Consider the following 16271-nt stretch of genomic DNA (forward strand, 5'->3'; position numbering starts at 1 on the left):
TTGAGTTCTCAAGGAACGGTCGCTTCCTTTGTACTCACCCTCTCGGGCTTTCCTCCGGGCTTCCCTTCGGTGTTTCCGACTCTATCAGATCTTTTTCCGATCCGATTTCCTCGGCGCTTTCCAGGTTCTCGCTTTCGCGTTTCCCTTTCCGGCGGTTCCGACTCTATCAGATCCTTTCGGCGTCTGATTCCCTGTCGGCGGGATTGTCTTGGGCTTTTCGGCTTTCGCCGTTCGGCCTTTCGACATTCACTACGTTAGCCGATCTCCGCTGCGCCTCATAATCGAGTCTCGCGGAGTCGAATTCGAGCGTGCGGGCACGCCGAAATCATCCCCGCCAGGGGAAGTCGTAGGTAGTGGGTGGCCGCTTCCGGCTGCAGGCGATTGCCGTACCCGGTTCAAGCGACTCGGGCTACATTACGCACCTTCCCGGGGCGAGTCAACGTGAGCCGCGTCTCGGGACGTGGGCCCGGTAGGGGCTCACGGTGGGGTCGTCGGCGACCCAGAAGCGCCAGGGGTGGACGCCCCCGTCGCCGGCCACTCCGGTCCTCGGGCCGCTGCGTACCTGCTCGGACGGGACGGGCGTGCCCGTGAGGACGCGCAACGGGGTGTCCGCCGGGGCGCAGGCGTCGGTGCCGTCGAGCGCGCGGTCGACGTCCAGAGCGGTCGCCAGCCGGGCCGGCCCCTTGGCCAGTTCCTTGTCCCCGCGGGCCGAAACCCGACGGGGCCGGGCCAGCTCGGCCCCCTCCACGATCTCGCCGGCACGCAGCAGCACCCCGCTCGCCGTGCCCTCGGGGCCGCAGACCAGGTTCATGCAGTGCCACATGCCATAGGTGAAGTAGACGTACACATGACCGGGCGGACCGAACATGACTTCGTTGCGCGGGGTGCGCCCTCGGTAGGCGTGCGACCCGGGGTCGTTGGGTCCGTCGTACGCCTCCACCTCCGTGAGCCGGAGGGTGATCGGGCCGTCGGGGGTCGACCGGACGATGACGCGGCCGAGGAGGTCGGGTGCGACCTCCAGTACGGGACGGTCGAAGAACTCCCGTGGCAGTGGCGTACGGTCCGGGGGCGTGATCATGCCCTCCGAGGGTAGTGCAGCTCGCGTCGCCGTCCGTGCGGAACCGGTTGGGACCGTTTCGCGTTTGTACGGGGCGAGGGTCCATACGTAAAGGGAGAGTCAATGGCGTTCAAGAAGCTGCTCGCGAGCCTCGGGGCCGGGGGCGCGTCGGTCGAGACGGTGCTGACCGAGGTCAACGTGGTGCCGGGTGGCGTGGTGCAGGGCGAGGTCCGTATCCAGGGCGGCTCGGTCAACCAGAACATCGAGGGGCTGTCCGTCGGTCTGCAGGCCCGGGTCGAGGTGGAGGGCGGCGACCAGGAGTACAAGCAGGACGTCGAGTTCACCAAGGTGCGGCTCGGCGGGGCCTTCGAGCTCCAGGCCGGCGCGGTGCACGCGGTGCCGTTCGGGCTGGAGATCCCCTGGGAGACGCCCGTCACGGTGATCGACGGCCAGGAGCTGCGCGGGATGCACATCGGTGTCACGACCGAGCTGCAGATCGCCCGCGCGGTGGACTCCTCCGACCTGGACCCGATCCACGTGCACCCGCTGCCCGCGCAGAAGGCGCTGCTGGACGCCTTCATCCAGCTCGGCTTCCGCTTCAAGAACGCCGACATGGAGCGCGGTCACATCCGGGGCACCCGCCAGCAGCTGCCGTTCTACCAGGAGATCGAGTTCTACCCGCCGTCGCAGTACCGGGGTCTGAACCAGGTCGAGGTCAGCTTCGTGGCCGACGAGAACGCGATGGACGTCGTACTGGAGATGGACAAGAAGCCGGGGCTGTTCAGCGAGGGCTCGGACACCTTCCGCTCCTTCCAGGTGGGCCTGCACGACTTCCACACCACCGACTGGGCGGCGTACCTCAACCAGTGGCTGTCCGAGGTCGGCAGCAAGCGGAACTGGTTCTAGGCTCGAAGGCCCCGAACGGAACGATCAGCAGGAGGTATCGACGTGACCGAGCTCAAGCGGCGGCCGCTCCCCCATGACTTCCACCCGCCCGTGCCGTCGTTCACGGTGACGAGCGAGGACATCACCGAGGGCGGGACGCTGAAGGGCGCCCAGGTCCAGGCGGAGGGGAACACCTCTCCGCAGCTGAGCTGGTCCGGCTTCCCGCCCGAGACCAAGAGTTTCGCCGTGACCTGCTACGACCCCGACGCGCCGACCGGCAGCGGGTTCTGGCACTGGGTGGTCTTCGACATCCCGGCCTCGGTGACGGAGCTGGCCGTGGGCGCGGGCAGCGGTGACTTCGCGGAGCTGCCCGAGGGTGCCGTACAGGCGCGCAACGACTACGGGGCGCCGGGGTTCGTCGGCGCGGCCCCGCCGCCCGGCGACGGTCCGCACCGGTACGTGTTCACGGTGTACGCGGTGGACGAGGAGAAGCTGGGTATCGGCTCCGACGCCACTCCTGCGGTCGTCGGGTTCCATCTGCGCTTCCACGCGCTGGCGCGTGCCCAGCTCGTCGGGGAGTACGAGGTGCCCGCGCAGGGCTGAGTGCCCCTCCGGTGTTTGCCCGCCCCTGGTCTTGGAATTGATCAGGGGCGGGCGTTTTTTTATTTCGTTGTCCATCTCGATGCGCCCGTCCAGAGTTGATCCAGGTCCGCCGGGGGTGCGGACAGGCGCACGGGAGGTGGGCGGGATGCGTGGCACGTTGGTCCTGAACGCGAGTTTCGAGCCGCTGTCGACGGTGACGGTGAACCGTGCCGTGGTCCTGGTGCTCCAGGACAAGGCGGTGGTGGAGCAGGCGCACACCGGGCTGCGGATGCGCGGCACGCTGGTGGACATGCCGGCACCGAGGGTGATCCGGCTGTGCAGATACGTAAGGGTGCCGTTCCGAAGACAAGCGCCGTGGTCCAGGCGGGGTGTGCTGGTGCGGGACCGGCACCGGTGCGCGTACTGCGGGCGGGCGGCGAGCACGGTGGACCACGTGGTGCCGCGTGCGCAGGGTGGCGCGGACTCCTGGCTGAACACGGTGGCGTCCTGCGCGGAGGACAATCACCGCAAGGCGGACCGGACGCCGCAGCAGGCGGGGATGCCGTTGCTGCGGCAGCCCTTCGAGCCGACTCCGGCGGACGCGATGCTGCTGGCGCTGGGGTCGGACGACTTCGCGGCGCTGCCGGAGTGGCTGGCGCCGCCCGCGGCCGCGTAGGCCCTACCGGACCGTCGTGCACGTCAAGGGGCCCGCTCTCCCTTTCCGGGAGAGCGGGCCCCTTGACGTGGCGGGGTGGGCTCAGTCGATCGTCGGGCGCTCGCGGCGGTCGGTGCCGGTGGCCGTGCCCTTGTTCTGCTGGGGTACGGCGCCGCCGCCTCCGCCGAAGTTGCCGAAGTTGCCCATGGCGCCGGAGAGGCCCTTGAGGGCGTCGCCGATCTCGCTGGGGACGATCCAGAGCTTGTTGGCGTCGCCCTCGGCGATCTTCGGGAGCATCTGGAGGTACTGGTAGGAGAGCAGCTTCTGGTCGGGGTCGCCCGCGTGGATGGCCTCGAAGACGGTGCGGACGGCCTGGGCCTCGCCCTCGGCGCGCAGGGCGGCGGCCTTGGCCTCACCCTCGGCGCGCAGGATCTGGGACTGCTTCTCGCCCTCGGCGGTGAGGATCGCGGCCTGGCGCGTGCCCTCGGCGGTGAGGATCGCGGCGCGCTTGTCGCGGTCGGCGCGCATCTGCTTCTCCATCGAGTCCTGGATGGAGGTGGGCGGCTCGATGGCCTTGAGCTCGACGCGGTTGACGCGGATGCCCCACTTGCCGGTGGCCTCGTCGAGGACTCCGCGCAGGGCGGCGTTGATCTCCTCGCGGGAGGTCAGGGTCCGCTCCAGGTCCATGCCGCCGATGATGTTGCGCAGCGTGGTGACGGTGAGCTGCTCGATCGCCTGGATGTAGCTGGCGACCTCATAGGTGGCGGCGCGGGCGTCGGTGACCTGGTAGTAGATGACGGTGTCGATGTTGACCACCAGGTTGTCCTGGGTGATCACCGGCTGGGGCGGGAAGGGGACGACCTGTTCGCGCAGGTCGATGCGGTTGCGGATGGTGTCGATGAACGGGACGACGATGTTCAGGCCCGCGTTCAGGGTGCGCGTGTAGCGGCCGAAGCGCTCGACGATGGCGGCGCTCGCCTGTGGGATGACCTGGATGGTCTTGATCAGGGCGATGAAGACCAACACCACCAGAATGACCAGGACGATGATGACCGGTTCCATCGTGTTCCCCGTATCCCCTCTCCGCATCGGTGCGCGCGGCGGATGTCGTGGCTGTGAAAGATCTTTCCGGTCGAGTCTGACAGACCGTCCGGCAACTCGGGAGCTGTTCGGTTCAGTTGAGTCGTGCGAGGTCAGGTCCGGGCGGGCGCGGTGGCCGGACGACTCCGGTCAGATGACGAGGGCGGTGGCCCCTTCGATGTCCACGACGTCCACCTCCTGGCCGACGTCGTAGGCGCGGGAGGTGTCGAGGGAGCGGGCCGACCAGATCTCCCCGGCGAGCTTGACGCGTCCGCCGGAGCCGTCGACCCGTTCCAGTACGACGGCCTGTCTGCCCTTGAGCGCGTCGATGCCGGTGGGCAGGTGGGGGCGTGCGCTGCCGTGGCGGGCCGCGATGGGGCGGACCACGGCGATGAGCGCGACGGAGACGGCGACGAAGGTGAGGACCTGGACGACGACGCCGAACCCGAGTCCGGCCGCGCCCGCGGCCACCAGGGCTCCGGCCGCGAGCATGCCGAACTCGGGCATGGCGGTGACGACGAGCGGGATTCCGAGGGCCACGGCGACGACGAGCCACCACACCCATGCGTCTATGTCGTTCACACGGCCATGGTAGGTCCGGGGGTCGCGCCGCCGACAGGGTGCGAACGGACCGCGCGGCGGGCGCGGTTACGCGGTCAGGACAGCGGCAGTCCGCGGGCGGTCCAGCGCTCGCCGGCCTGCTCGACGACGAGGGGGAGGCCGAAGCAGCGGGAGAGGTTGCGGGAGGTCAGTTCCAGCTCGATCGGTCCGGCGGCGAGCACCTTGCCCTGGCGGATCATGAGGACGTGGGTGAAGCCGGGGGCGATCTCCTCGACATGGTGGGTGACCATGATCATGGAGGGGGCGATGGGGTCGCGGGCCAGGCGGCCGAGGCGGCGGACGAGGTCCTCCCGGCCGCCCAGGTCGAGCCCGGCGGCGGGCTCGTCGAGCAGGAGCAGCTCAGGGTCGGTCATCAGGGCGCGGGCGATCAGGGTGCGCTTGCGCTCGCCCTCGGAGAGGGTGCCGAAGCGGCGGTCGAGGAAGTCGCTCATCCCGAGGCGGTCGAGGAAGGCGCGGGCGCGCTGCTCGTCGATGTCCTCGTACTCCTCCTGCCAGCCCGCGGTCATGCCGTAGGCGGCGGTGAGGACGGTCTGCAGGACGGTCTGGCTGCGGGAGAGCTTCTCGGCCATGGCGATGCCGGCCATGCCGATGCGGGGGCGCAGTTCGAAGACGTCGACCTTGCCGAGGGTGTCGCCGAGGATGGTGGCGGTGCCCTTGGTGGGGAAGAGGTAGCTGGACGCGACGTTGAGGAGGGTGGTCTTGCCCGCGCCGTTGGGGCCGAGGATGACCCAGCGCTCGCCCTCCTTGACCGACCAGGAGACCTGGTCCACCAGAGCCCGGCCCTCACGGACCACGGATACGTCCTGAAGCTCCAGAACATCGCTCATGAGCGCGTTGTCTCCCCTTGCGTTGTGGCCGTTCTCGGCTGTCGCGTACGCCTGTGGCTCGGTCCGCCGCGCCGGTGGGCGCAGCCCATATGAAATCTACGCCACGAGTGCCCCGCTCCATTCCATCGGTCCGGTCCTTAGGGTGGGGGCATGCTCACGGAACCGCGTTCAGGACGCCTCGCCGCTTGGGGAAATGCCCTATTGGCCGGACTTGTCTCCCCGGATGACGCCGTACTCGCCGCTGTGGGCGAGGACGCGGTGCACCGGGTCGCCGGGCTGCCCGGGGAGAACGGGGTGGTAGGGCTCACGTTGGCGCTGGGGCGGCTGCGGGCGCTCGGGGTGAGCGGGCTGCGGGTGGCGCTGCCCGCGCCGGGGCATCCGCTGGGGCTGAGCGGTCCGCCGGAGTTCAACGCCCGGGCGCTGGACGCGGGTGAGGCCGTGGTCTGTACCGGGGCCGCCTTCGGGCTGGTGCCGGAGGTGAGCGAGGCGGGGCCGGCGGGCGATGTGCACGTGGAGGTGGTGTGGCACGTGCTGCCGGTGCGGGAGGCGCCGCCCGCCGACGTGCCCTCGCTCGGTGAGGCGGAGCGGGAACTGGCGGAGGCGCTGCGGGAGGCGACGGAGGTGCTGTCCCGGCTGGACGTGGCCGGTTCGGGGCCGGTGGCCGCGGCGGCGATCGACGCCTACCGGGCGCGCTCCGAGCGGGGCGGGGAGGTGCTGGCTCCGGGGTATCCGTCGCGCGCGGCACGGGTGTTGGAGCTGGCGGGCCGGGTGGGGCTGCTGGTCTCGCTGGCCGGGGAGCGGGGGCACGGGGGTGCGGTCAGCGCCTCGGAGATGGGTGCCCGCTCCGAGGCGCTGCGCCCGGTGGAGCGGACGGCCCGGCGTGCGCGGGTGGCGGCGTACAACTCCGTGGTGGAGGAGCGGGAGCGCGGGGCGCGCTGAGCCCGCGGGCGGGGTTCAGCCAGTCACGTCGTGGCGTACGGCCCACAGGGCGGCCTGGGTGCGGTCGGCGAGGTCGAGTTTCATCAGGATGTTGGAGACGTGTGTCTTGACCGTCTTCTCGGAGAGCACCAGGGCGCGGGCTATCTCCCGGTTGGAGCGGCCGTCGGCGATGAGCCCGAGCACCTCGCGCTCCCGCTCGGTGAGTGAACTCCCCCTGCTGTTGCCCGTACCGGATTCCTCCTGGGTGAGGAGGGCGTCGGCGACCTCGGGCTGGAGCAGGATGTGTCCGGCGTGCACGGAGCGGATGGCCGCGGCCAGGGCGTCGGGGTCCACGTCCTTGTAGACGTACCCGGCGGCGCCCGCGCGCAGGGCGGGGACGACGGTGCGGCGCTCGGTGAAGCTGGTGACGATCAGTACGCGGGCGGGGTTGCCGAGTTCGCGGAGCCTGCGCAGGGCGCCGATGCCGTCCAGGCCCGGCATGCGGACGTCCATCAGCACGACGCCGGGCCGCAGTTCCTCGGCGCGGGCGACTCCCTCGGCGCCGTCGGCGGCCTCGCCGACGACCTCGATGTCGTCCTGCACCTCCAGGAAGGTGCGCAGGCCGCGGCGGACGACCTGGTGGTCGTCGACGAGCAGCACTCTGATCGGGTCAGCCACCGGGCACCTCCATCTCGATCTCGGTGCCCTTGCCGGGCGCCGATTCCACGGTGAGCGTGCCGCCGGCCCCGCTCGCGCGGTCCCGCATGGAGACCAGGCCCAGGTGGCGCCCGGCACGGCGGACGGCGGTGGGGTCGAAGCCGCGGCCGTCGTCGGTGACGCGCAGGACGGCTCCCCGGCCGCGCCGGGCCACGTCGACGTGGACGTGGTCGGCGCCGGAGTGGCGCAGGGCGTTGTGCAGGGCCTCCTGGGCGACTCTCAGCAGGGCTTCCTCCTGGGCGGCGGGCAGGGCGCGGAAGCCGTGGCCGGTGAAGGTGACGTGGGCGGTGTGGGCGCGGTCGAGGACCTGTGTCTGGGTGCGCAGGGTGGCGACCAGGCCGTCCTCGTCCAGGGCGGCGGGGCGCAACTCCACGACGGCGGCGCGCAGTTCGTCGGCGGCTTCGGCGGCGAGGGCGGCGACCTGGTGGAGTTCGTCCTTGGCGCGGGCGGGGTCGCGGTCGACGAGGGCGGTGGCGGCCTGGGCGGTCAGGCGCAGGGAGAACAGCTTCTGGCTGACGGCGTCGTGGAGTTCGTGGGCGAGCCGGGAGCGTTCCTCGGCGATGGTCAGTTCGCGGCTGCGCTCGTAGAGGCGGGCGTTGGTGAGGGCGATGGCGGCGTGCTGGGCCAGGATGCCGAGCAGCGCCTGGTCGTCCTCGGTGAATCCGCAACCGCCCTGCGGCTTGGGGCACTTCTTGTTGGCGAGGAAGAGGGCGCCGATGATCTCGTCCCCGTCCCGGATGGGCAGGCCGAGGAAGTCGGCCAGTTCGGGGTGGGCGTCGGGCCAGCCCTCGAAGCGGGGGTCCTCGCGCACGTCGCCCAGGCGCACCGGGCGGCCCTCGCGCAGCATCGCGGCGAGGATGCCGTGCTGGCGGGGCAGCGGGCCGATGGCCTTCCACTGCGCGTCGCTGACGCCGTCGACGACGAACTGGGCGAAGCCCTCGTGGTCGTCGGGCACGCCGAGGGCCGCGTACTCGGCGTCGAGCAGTTCGCGGGCGGAGGCGACGATCGTCTTCAGGACGTCGCGCACCTCCAGATGCCTGCTCATGGCCAGCAGCGCCGCGCTCACCGCGGCGAGCCCGGACCGGGGACCTTGACTCATGCCCTCACGGTACCGGCGGGGTGCGACGGCCGGATCGGCCTGTGGACAGTGCCCCGCGGGGCCTTGGACCGAGGCCGCAGGACGTAGGTCCCCGGGCGCGGGCCCTGCGGCCCCGGCCGGGCGGCGTACGCCGAAGGGACTCCGGGTTCTGCGGCCGGCGGCCGAGGCGGGCGCGGTGGTGGCGTTCCTAGGTTGTGGTCACCGCCCGCCGGGGGCGGTCTCGACTGCGAGGGGATGGTTCTCATGCCGGTGGCGATCGTCACGGGGGCGTCGAAGGGACTGGGGCGGGCACTTGCCGGGGCGCTGGCCGCGCGGGGCTGGGACCTGGTGCTGGACGCGCGGGGCGAGGACGCGTTGGGGGTGGCCGCGCGGGAGGCGGCCGGGTACGGGGTGCGGGTGGTGGCCCTGGCCGGTGACGTCACCGACGGGGCGCACCGGGCGGCGCTGGTGGCGGCCGCGCGGGGGCTGGGCGGGGTGGATCTGCTGGTGAACAACGCGTCCGCGCTGGGCGCCGAGCCGCTGGTGCCGTTGGCGGGGCTGACGCCCGCGGGGCTGCGGCGGGCGCTGGAGGTGAACGTGGTGGCGGCGCTGGGCCTGGTCCAGGAGGCGCTGGAGCCGCTGCGGGCGTCGGCGGCGGGCGCGGTGATCGCGGTCAGTTCGGACGCGGCGGTGGAGGCGTACCCGGCGTGGGGCGGGTACGGCGCCTCGAAGGCGGCGCTGGACCGGTTGACGGCGGTGCTGGGTGCGGAGGAGCCGGGCCTGCGGGTGTGGGCGGTGGACCCCGGTGACATGGCGACGGATCTGTACGCGGCGGCCGTGCCGGACGACCCGGAACCCCGGCCGGAGCCCGGCGTGGTCGTACCGGCGTTCCTGCGGCTGCTGGACGAGCGGCCGCCGAGCGGGCGGTACACGGCCTCGGTGGTGGGCCGGTGAGCCCGGCGCAGGCCGGCCCGGCGGCCGGGGTGTGGCGGGTGCCCGCGGAGCTGTCCGCGCGGGTTCCGGCCGAGCAGCGGGGGCCGGGGCTGGACCGGGACGCCGTACGGCTGCTGGTGTCGCGGGGGACGGCGGTGTCGCACCACGGGTTCGGTGAGCTGCCGGGGCTGCTGCGGTCCGGGGACGTGCTGGTGGTGAACACCTCCCCCACGCGGGCGGCGGCGGTGAACGGCCGGGTCGGGCACGCGCGCGTGGTGGTGCACTTCTCCACGCGCGGGGACGACGGGCGCTGGGCGGTGGAGCTGCGGGAACCGGACGGGCGAGGTACAACGCGCGCGCGGGCGGGCGGGCCCGCGCAGACGAAGGTGTGGTTGCCGGGCGGGGCGCGGCTGGTGCTGGAGGAGCCGCTGGGCGGCGGGGACCGGCTGTGGTGGGCGCGGGCGGCGGGCGCCGATGTGACGCGGGTGCTCGGCGAGTACGGGCGGCCGATCCGGTACGCGTACACGGAGCGGGACCAGCCGCTGTCCGCGTACCAGACGGTGTTCTCGACGCCCGCGCCTGACTGGGCCGGGAGTGCGGAGATGCCGAGTGCGGCGCGGCCGTTCACGGCGCGGCTGGTGGCGGAGCTGGTGAGCCGGGGGGTGTGGTTCGCCCCGGTGCGGCTGGACACGGGGGTGGCGTCGGCGGAGGCGCACGAGCCGCCGTATCCGGAGCGGTTCGCGGTGCCGGAGGCCACGGCGCGGCTGCTCGGGGCGGCGCGGGCGCGGGGCGGCCGGGTGATCGCGGTGGGGACGACGGCGGTGCGCGCCGTGGAGTCCGCGGCGGGGCCGGACGGGGTGGTGCGGGCGGCGTCGGGGTGGACGGATCTGGTGGTCACGCCGGGACGCGGGGTGCGGGTGGTGAACGGGCTGCTCACCGGGCTGCACGAGCCGGAAGCCTCGCATCTGCTGATGCTGCGGGCGGTGGCCGGCGAGGCCGCGGTGCGCCGGGCGTACGGCGAGGCGGTGCGCGAGCGGTACCTGTGGCACGAGTTCGGAGACGTCCATCTACTGCTGACAGAAAGCTTTGCTTACGCACAGCAGCACGCCACGACCCCTGAGTGACATGGGGCCCGTACCGGTGTGAGCCCTCGCATAGGGCGCACATCACGTACGAACGGACATAGGAGACACACTACCCCCGATTGACGGGGCGGATGTGCTGATGTGTCCCGTTTTACCCGGACCTGATCCACTACCGCGCTTCGTACGTCACATCATTGCCAGGGCATTTTGCGGCCGCTAAGAATTGCTCATGTCGCTCAGCGCCGCGGTTCACCCCGCGGCGTTCGTGCTGGAGGAACCGATTCCCCCGGCGGACGCGAGAGCGACCTCCGCGCTATTCGAAGAGGTCCATCAAGCTATGCCCAAGAACATCCTGAAGCACCGTCTCAGTCGCCCGCTCGACAAGTTCTCGGCGCTGAACAAGCAGCACAAGATCGCCATCGCCGGCGTCAGCACCCTCGGTGCCGCCGCCATCGCCCTGTCCGCCGTCCCCGGCGGTGCCACGACCGTGGCCTCCGGCGTCCCGGCCGCCTCCACCAAGCAGGTGGCCGCCGAGCACGGCCAGGTCCGCGACCTCGGCTCGACGCTGAGCAGCCCGCTGACGGGCGAGAAGGTCAAGCTCGACGCCATCAAGGCGAAGCAGAAGGCGGCCGCCGAGCAGCACGCCGACGCCGTCGCGAAGAAGGCCGCCGCCACGAAGAAGGCCGCCGAGTCGCACTCCGCCAAGGAGGCCGCGAACCGGTCCGCCAAGCGTCCCCAGATGGAGACGGTCGCGGCGAAGACCTACAAGAACAACCTCGACGGCTGGATCCGCCAGTCCCTCGACATCATGCACGCCAAGGGCATCCCGGGCAGCTACCACGGGCTGCACAAGAACATCATGCGTGAGTCCTCCGGCAACCCGCGCGCCATCAACGGCTGGGACATCAACGCCATCAACGGCGTCCCGTCCAAGGGTCTGCTCCAGGTGATCCCGCCCACGTTCGCCACGTACCACGTGAAGGGCACCTCGAACGACATCTACGACCCGGTCGCCAACATCACCGCCGCCGCCAACTACGCGGCGCACCGGTACGGCTCGATCGACAACGTCAACAGCGCGTACTGAGGTCGGCGCGGACCTCTGAGACACGCCGAAAGGGCGGCACCCCGAACGGGGGTGCCGCCCTTCACGTCACTCTCGGAGGACACTCGGGAACAAGGGTCCGCGAGAACCGCTACTTGCGCATGACCTCGGGCTCGTGCCGCCGCAGGAAGCGCGAGACGAGGAAGCCGCAGGCCGCCCCGAGCGCGATCAACGCGATCATGTCCAGGCTCCAGGCCGCCGCCGAGTGGTCCCACAGCGGGTCGGTGCTGGTCGGGTCGTCGCTGTTCGGCGCGATGTTGTTGAAGTCCAGCGAGGCGCCGGCCGCGGCCACCGCCCAGCGGGACGGCATCAGGTACGAGAACTCGTTGACACCCGGCGTGCCGTGCAGGGTGAACAGGCAGCCGGTGAACACGACCTGGATGATCGCGAACATCACCAGCAGCGGCATGGTCTTCTCGGCGGTCTTCACCAGCGAGGAGATGACCAGGCCGAACATCATCGAGGTGAAGCCGAGCGCCATGATCGGCAGGCACAGCTCGAACAGCGTCGAGCCGCCGAAGACGACTCCCCGGTCCGGGATCTCCCGGCTGGCGAAGCCGATCAGGCCCACCATCAGGCCCTGGAGCACCGTGACGGCGCCCAGGACGACCACCTTGGACATCAGGTAGGCCGAGCGGGACAGGCCGGTCGCTCGCTCCCGCTCGTAGATCACCCGCTCCTTGATCAGCTCGCGGACCGAGTTGGCCGCGCCCGCGAAGCAGGCGCCGACCGCGAGGATCAGCAGGACGGTCGTCGCCGTGCCGTTCGGGACGTGTATGCCGGTCCGGGGGTTGACCGGATTGACCAGCAGCCCCTTCTCGTGGTCGATGAGCAGGCTCACCGCGCCGAGCACGGCCGGCAGGATCACCGTCAGCGCCAGGAAGCCCTTGTCCGAGCCGATGACCGCCACGTACCGCCTGACCAGCGTCAGCAGCTGGGAGCCCCAGCTCTGCGGCTTGGGCGGCCGGACCGCCTGCGGCGGGGGCGCGGTGACGGACTGCGCGGCGACCGCGTCGAGGTCGGCGGCGTACATCTGGTAGTGCTGCGAGCCCTTCCAGCGGCCCGCCCAGTCGTAGTCGCGGTAGTTCTCGAAGGCGGAGAACACATCGGCCCAGGTGTCGTAGCCGAAGAAGTTCAGCGCCTCCTCCGGCGGGCCGAAGTAGGCCACCGCGCCGCCCGGCGCCATCACCAGCAGCTTGTCGCAGAGCGCCAGCTCGGCCACGGAGTGGGTGACGACCAGGACCGTGCGGCCGTCGTCGGCGAGGCCGCGCAGCAGCTGCATGACATCGCGGTCCATGCCCGGGTCCAGGCCCGACGTCGGCTCGTCCAGGAAGATCAGCGACGGCTTGGTCAGCAGCTCCAGGGCCACCGAGACACGCTTGCGCTGGCCGCCCGAGAGGGAGGTGACCTTCTTGTTCTTGTGGATGTCGAGCTTCAGCTCGCGCAGCACCTCGTCGATACGGGCGTCGCGCTCGGTGGGCGTGGTGTCGGCGGGGAAGCGCAGCTTGGCCGCGTACTTCAGCGCCTTCCGTACGGTCAGCTCCTTGTGCAGGATGTCGTCCTGCGGGACCAGGCCGATGCGCTGGCGCAGCTCGGCGAACTGCTTGTACAGGTTCCGGTTGTCGTAGAGCACCTCGCCCTCGTTGGCGGGGCGGTAGCCGGTGAGCGCCTTGAGCAGGGTGGACTTGCCGGAGCCGGACGGGCCGATGACCGCGATCAGGGACTTCTCCGGGGCGCCGAAGGAGACGTCCCGCAGGATCTGCTTCCCGCCGTCGACCGTGACGGTGAGGTGGCGGGCGGAGAAGGACACCTCACCGGTGTCGACGAACTCCTCGAGGCGGTCGCCCACGATACGGAAGGCCGAGTGGCCGACACCGACGATGTCGTCCGGGCCGAGCACCGAGGTGCCGCCCTTGGCGATCGGCTGACCGTTGACGTAGGTGCCGTTGTGCGAGCCGAGATCGCGGATCTCGAAGCGGCCCTCGGGCGTCGTCCGGAACTCGGCGTGGTGCCGGGAGACCTGGAGGTCGGAGACGACGAGGTCGTTGTCCAGCGAGCGGCCGATGCGCATGACCCGGCCGAGGTCGAACTGGTGGAACGTGGTCGGGCTGCGGTCGCCGTGGACCGGCTGCTCCCCCTGGCCGGGGCCGCCCTGCTGGTGCCGGCCGGAACCGCCCTGCTGGTGCGGGAAGGCCGGGGCCTGCTGCGGGCCGCTCTGCCACTCCGGGCTCTGCGGCTGGGTGGCCTGCGGCACGGCCTGCGTCTGCTGGGCCCAGCTCGCGGACTGCGCGGCGTACGGCGCGGCCTGCGACGCGTCGGCGGCCGTCAGGCCGAGGCGCGGTCCGTCGGTGGCGTTGCCGAGGTGGACGGCCGAGCCGGGGCCCAGCTCCGTCTGGCCGACGCGGTGGCCCTGCACGAAGGTGCCGTTGGTGCTGCCATGGTCCTCGATCACCCAGGTACGGCCGTCGAAACGGACCGTGGCGTGTCGCCAGGACACCCTGGCGTCGTCGAAGACGATGTCGCCCTGCGGATCACGTCCGAGGGCGTAGGACCTGGACGGATCGAGCGTCCAGGTCCGTCCGTTTGTTTCCAGTACGAGTTCCGGCACTCCATGCCCCACTGAGTTGTCCCCCGAATTGCCCCCGACACGGGGAGTCTAGGGATGTCGAACATCGTGGGGAACTATTCCAGGCGCGGGCGCCCAACTGGTAGTCGGGCCTTGGGGGAACGAGCGTGCAAGCACGGTCCACCGGGTGGAAAACGGGCCGGAGAGGGTCAATTGCCCGCGAGCCGGAGCAGGCCCCCGGACCGTCCGCCTCCCCCGCCCCCGAGCCCCGTCAGGACCGCGTCCGGTTGGCGGACCTGTCGGGCGGGGGCCACGGGGTGCCGGATACGGTGGTGGGACCATGAGCGCTTCGCAGACCGTCGCTACGCAGCCCGACGACGTCCCCACTCTTCTCGTCAAGATCTTCGGCAAGGACCGGCCCGGCATCACCGCCGGACTCTTCGACACCCTTGCCGCCTTCCAGGTCGACGTGGTCGACATCGAGCAGGTCGTCACCCGTGGCCGGCTGGTCCTGTGCGCCCTGGTCACCCAGCCCGCGAAGGGGCTGGACGGCGATCTCCGGTCGACCGTGCACAGCTGGGCCGAGTCGATGAAGATGCAGGCCGAGATCATCTCGGGCCACGGCGACAACCGGCCGCGCGGTGTCGGCCGCTCGCTGGTGACGGTGCTCGGGCATCCCCTGACCGCCGAGTCGACGGCCGCCATCGCGGCGCGTATCGCCAAGGCCGGCGCCAACATCGACCGTATCTTCCGGCTCGCCAAGTACCCCGTCACCGCCGTGGAGTTCGCCGTCTCCGGCGTCGAGACGGAGCCTCTGCGCACGGCGCTGGCGGCCAGCGCGGCCGCCCTCGGGGTGGACATCGCCGTCGTCTCGGCGGGTCTGCACCGGCGGGCGCAGCGGCTGGTGGTCATGGACGTGGACTCGACGCTGATCCAGGACGAGGTCATCGAGCTGTTCGCCGCGCACGCCGGCTGCGAGGCCGAGGTCGCCGCGGTGACCGAGGCGGCGATGCGCGGGGAACTGGACTTCGAGCAGTCGCTGCACGCGCGGGTGGCGCTGCTGAAGGGGCTGGACGCCTCGGTGGTGGACAAGGTCCGCGAGGAGGTCCGGCTGACGCCGGGCGCGCGGACGCTGATCCGTACGCTGAAGCGGCTGGGTTACCAAGTCGGCGTGGTGTCCGGTGGTTTCACCCAGGTCACCGACGCCCTGAAGGACCGGCTGGGACTGGACTTCGCGCACGCCAACACGCTGGAGATCGTCGACGGGAAGCTGACCGGCCGGGTCACCGGTGAGGTCGTGGACCGGGCGGGCAAGGCGCGGCTGCTGCGCCGGTTCGCCGCCGAGGCGGGGGTGCCGCTGTCGCAGACGGTGGCGATCGGTGACGGCGCCAATGATCTGGACATGCTGAACGCGGCCGGTCTGGGGGTGGCCTTCAACGCCAAGCCGGTGGTGCGCGAGGCCGCGCACACGGCGGTGAACTTCCCCTTCCTCGACACCGTGCTCTACCTGCTGGGTGTCAGCCGGGAAGAGGTCGAGGCGGCGCAGACGCACGACGAGGACTGACCCCCCGGCGGGGCGGTGTGCGCGGGGCCCGGAACCACGGTGGTTCCGGGCCCCGCGCATGCCGGTGGGTCACTCGGAGGGCGCCCAGTAGTCGACCAGCGTCGCCTTGCCGGGCTCCAGGTCCTTCCAGCCGCCCTCGAAGGTCAGCACGGCGAAGGCGGAGGTGGGGAAGCCGCGCCGGTTCATCCGCTCACGGGCGTCGCCGTCGGCGGACCCGGCGAGGATCTCGGTCAGGTGGTGCACGCCGGGGTTGTGACCGATGAGGATCGCGCTGCGCACGTCGTCCGGGGTCTCGTTCAGCACGGCGATCAGCTCTCCGGGCGAGGCTTCGTAGACCCGGTCCTCGTAGACCGTTTTCGGCCGGTGGTCCAGCTCGTGCACGGCGAGCTTCCAGGTCTCGCGGGTGCGCAGCGCGGTGGAGCAGACGGCCAGGTCGAAGGGGACACCGGTGTCGGCCAGCCTGCTTCCCGCGACGGGGGCGTCCGCGCGGCCGCGGTCGGCGAGCGGGCGCTCGTGGTCGGAAACCTGGGGCCAGTCGGCTTTCGCATGGCGGAAGAGGACGATCCTGCGGGGTTCAGCGACGCTCATGTCACCCAGC

At 71.3% G+C, this 16271-nt stretch carries 16 protein-coding genes; 8 read left to right on the plus strand and 8 right to left on the minus strand.

The window, feature by feature from the left end; all coding sequences use genetic code 11:
- Positions 1–436 precede the first annotated feature (436 nt).
- Positions 437–1078 carry a DNA-3-methyladenine glycosylase gene (locus tag ABZ898_RS22530; RefSeq protein WP_361661669.1) on the minus strand — a complete coding sequence of 214 codons (642 nt, stop codon included), beginning with the start codon at positions 1076–1078 and terminating at the stop codon, positions 437–439.
- 102 nt (positions 1079–1180) lie between these two features.
- On the opposite strand from ABZ898_RS22530, the gene ABZ898_RS22535 reads away from it, so the two are divergent.
- The 3 genes from ABZ898_RS22535 (at position 1181) to ABZ898_RS22545 (ending at position 3200) form a co-directional block, all read left to right on the plus strand.
- Entirely contained in the window at positions 1181–1963 is a 783-nt protein-coding gene (locus tag ABZ898_RS22535; protein WP_217461499.1) for a sporulation protein, read from the plus strand.
- Positions 1964–2005: 42 nt separating this feature from the next.
- On the plus strand, positions 2006–2545 hold the full coding sequence (locus ABZ898_RS22540; protein ID WP_361661672.1) for a YbhB/YbcL family Raf kinase inhibitor-like protein: 540 nt from the start codon (positions 2006–2008) through the stop codon (positions 2543–2545).
- A gap of 145 nt (positions 2546–2690) precedes the next feature.
- Complete coding sequence (locus ABZ898_RS22545; protein WP_361661675.1) at positions 2691–3200, plus strand: HNH endonuclease; 510 nt, start codon at positions 2691–2693, stop codon at positions 3198–3200.
- 81 nt (positions 3201–3281) lie between these two features.
- Here ABZ898_RS22545 and ABZ898_RS22550 read toward each other — a convergent pair whose 3' ends face one another.
- The 3 genes from ABZ898_RS22550 to ABZ898_RS22560 all read right to left on the minus strand — a co-directional run bounded on the left by ABZ898_RS22550 (position 3282) and on the right by ABZ898_RS22560 (position 5707).
- Positions 3282–4241, minus strand: a complete 960-nt coding sequence (locus tag ABZ898_RS22550; protein ID WP_130340090.1) for an SPFH domain-containing protein — start codon at positions 4239–4241, stop codon at positions 3282–3284.
- A gap of 168 nt (positions 4242–4409) precedes the next feature.
- Positions 4410–4841, minus strand: coding sequence for an NfeD family protein (locus ABZ898_RS22555; RefSeq protein ID WP_361661678.1), 432 nt, complete (start codon positions 4839–4841; stop codon positions 4410–4412).
- Positions 4842–4915: 74 nt separating this feature from the next.
- A complete protein-coding gene (locus tag ABZ898_RS22560) occupies positions 4916–5707 on the minus strand; it encodes an ABC transporter ATP-binding protein (RefSeq protein WP_361661681.1) in 792 nt (263 codons plus the stop codon).
- A 150-nt stretch (positions 5708–5857) separates the two neighbouring features.
- Here ABZ898_RS22560 and ABZ898_RS22565 point away from each other — a divergent pair, with 150 nt between their 5' ends.
- A complete protein-coding gene (locus ABZ898_RS22565) occupies positions 5858–6646 on the plus strand; it encodes a hypothetical protein (RefSeq protein ID WP_361661685.1) in 789 nt (262 codons plus the stop codon).
- 15 nt (positions 6647–6661) lie between these two features.
- Here the strand turns inward: ABZ898_RS22565 and ABZ898_RS22570 are convergent, their stop codons facing one another.
- Both ABZ898_RS22570 and ABZ898_RS22575 read right to left on the minus strand, forming a co-directional pair.
- On the minus strand, positions 6662–7303 hold the full coding sequence (locus ABZ898_RS22570) for a response regulator transcription factor (RefSeq protein ID WP_361661688.1): 642 nt from the start codon (positions 7301–7303) through the stop codon (positions 6662–6664).
- Complete coding sequence (locus ABZ898_RS22575; RefSeq protein WP_361661690.1) at positions 7296–8441, minus strand: GAF domain-containing sensor histidine kinase; 1146 nt, start codon at positions 8439–8441, stop codon at positions 7296–7298. The genes ABZ898_RS22570 and ABZ898_RS22575 overlap by 8 nt, the downstream gene beginning before the upstream one ends.
- Before the next feature lie 243 nt (positions 8442–8684).
- Between ABZ898_RS22575 and ABZ898_RS22580 the strand changes: the two genes are divergently transcribed.
- The 3 genes from ABZ898_RS22580 (at position 8685) to ABZ898_RS22590 (ending at position 11525) form a co-directional block, all read left to right on the plus strand.
- On the plus strand, positions 8685–9374 hold the full coding sequence (locus tag ABZ898_RS22580) for an SDR family NAD(P)-dependent oxidoreductase (protein ID WP_361661693.1): 690 nt from the start codon (positions 8685–8687) through the stop codon (positions 9372–9374).
- Positions 9371–10477 (plus strand): S-adenosylmethionine:tRNA ribosyltransferase-isomerase, encoded by a 1107-nt coding sequence (locus ABZ898_RS22585; protein ID WP_361661696.1) that lies wholly within the window; start codon positions 9371–9373, stop codon positions 10475–10477. The genes ABZ898_RS22580 and ABZ898_RS22585 overlap by 4 nt, the downstream gene beginning before the upstream one ends.
- Before the next feature lie 298 nt (positions 10478–10775).
- Positions 10776–11525 (plus strand): transglycosylase SLT domain-containing protein, encoded by a 750-nt coding sequence (locus ABZ898_RS22590; protein ID WP_361661699.1) that lies wholly within the window; start codon positions 10776–10778, stop codon positions 11523–11525.
- A gap of 109 nt (positions 11526–11634) precedes the next feature.
- Here ABZ898_RS22590 and ABZ898_RS22595 read toward each other — a convergent pair whose 3' ends face one another.
- Positions 11635–14151, minus strand: a complete 2517-nt coding sequence (locus ABZ898_RS22595; protein WP_361661702.1) for an FHA domain-containing protein — start codon at positions 14149–14151, stop codon at positions 11635–11637.
- A gap of 298 nt (positions 14152–14449) precedes the next feature.
- Here ABZ898_RS22595 and serB point away from each other — a divergent pair, with 298 nt between their 5' ends.
- A complete protein-coding gene (gene serB / locus ABZ898_RS22600) occupies positions 14450–15673 on the plus strand; it encodes a phosphoserine phosphatase SerB (protein WP_361661705.1) in 1224 nt (407 codons plus the stop codon).
- Positions 15674–15742: 69 nt separating this feature from the next.
- Here the strand turns inward: serB and ABZ898_RS22605 are convergent, their stop codons facing one another.
- Positions 15743–16261 (minus strand): histidine phosphatase family protein, encoded by a 519-nt coding sequence (locus tag ABZ898_RS22605; RefSeq protein WP_361661708.1) that lies wholly within the window; start codon positions 16259–16261, stop codon positions 15743–15745.
- Positions 16262–16271 lie beyond the last annotated feature (10 nt).

Origin of the sequence: Streptomyces sp. NPDC046860, assembly GCF_040645115.1 — a bacterium.
Classification (GTDB): Bacteria; Actinomycetota; Actinomycetes; order Streptomycetales; family Streptomycetaceae; genus Streptomyces.